This is a genomic window from Marinitenerispora sediminis (genome assembly GCF_003336425.1).
In the GTDB taxonomy this organism is placed as follows: Bacteria; Actinomycetota; Actinomycetes; order Streptosporangiales; family Streptosporangiaceae; genus Marinitenerispora; species Marinitenerispora sediminis.
On the sequence record NZ_QEIO01000326.1, the window covers coordinates 1 to 817 of the forward strand.

The following is an 817-nucleotide window of genomic DNA, read 5'->3' on the forward strand; positions in this document are numbered from 1 at the left end:
GCAGCCGACCGCCAGCGGCGAGTACTTCGACCCGAGCACCCTCACCGCCGCGCACAAGACCCTGCCGATGGACACCCAGGTGCGGGCGCTACTCGACGACCTGCCAGTCGACGTCGACCACGCCCTGGTCGGCCGAGGCGATCGTCTCGAACGCCGCGGTCGACAGGTCGAGGCAGCGGCCCTCGATGTAGGGGCCGCGGTCGTTGATCCGGACGACGACCGATTTCCCGTTGGCCGGGTTGGTCACCCGCACCTGGGTGTCCATCGGCAGGGTCTTGTGCGCGGCGGTGAGGGTGCTCGGGTCGAAGTACTCGCCGCTGGCGGTCGGCTGCGGCTCGCTGTACATCGACGCCTCGCAGGACCCGCCTTCGCCGGTCGCGCTGAGGCCCGCGTCCGAGCCGGTGGAGCCGCCGGCGTCCGCGGTGCCGTCCTGGTCCGCGGCGGCCGGTTCGTCTTCGGCGGCCGGCTCGGTCTTCTCTTCGGGTTCGGTGACGCCGTCGAACGTCTGCGCGGCCTGGCGCAGGGCGTCGGTGCGCCGCTGCTCGCCCTGGCCGGGGCCCGGGTCGGCCGCCGGGGTCTCGGGGGCCGCGAGGTCGTCGGTCCGCGCCTGCGGCACGGCCGCGGCGTCGGTGGCGGCCGCGGCGCCGGGCTCGGGGCGCAGGTCGCTGACGGCGGCGGCACCGGCGGTGCCGGCGGCGGCGACCACCGCGGTCGCGGCCGCGGTCGTGAGGAGGAGGCGCCGGGAGGAGAGGCGCTGCTTGAGGGAGGGGCGGGGAGGTCGGTGGTTGCCCACGGCGACGTTCCTTCGAACGGGGAC

General features: G+C 75.8%; 1 protein-coding gene. It reads right to left on the reverse strand.

The genetic code is table 11. The annotated features are described in order from the left end of the window. Positions 1-88: 88 nt before the first annotated feature. On the reverse strand, positions 89-817 hold a 729-nt coding region (locus DEF28_RS29020), incomplete at its 5' end, for a septal ring lytic transglycosylase RlpA family protein (protein ID WP_325049044.1).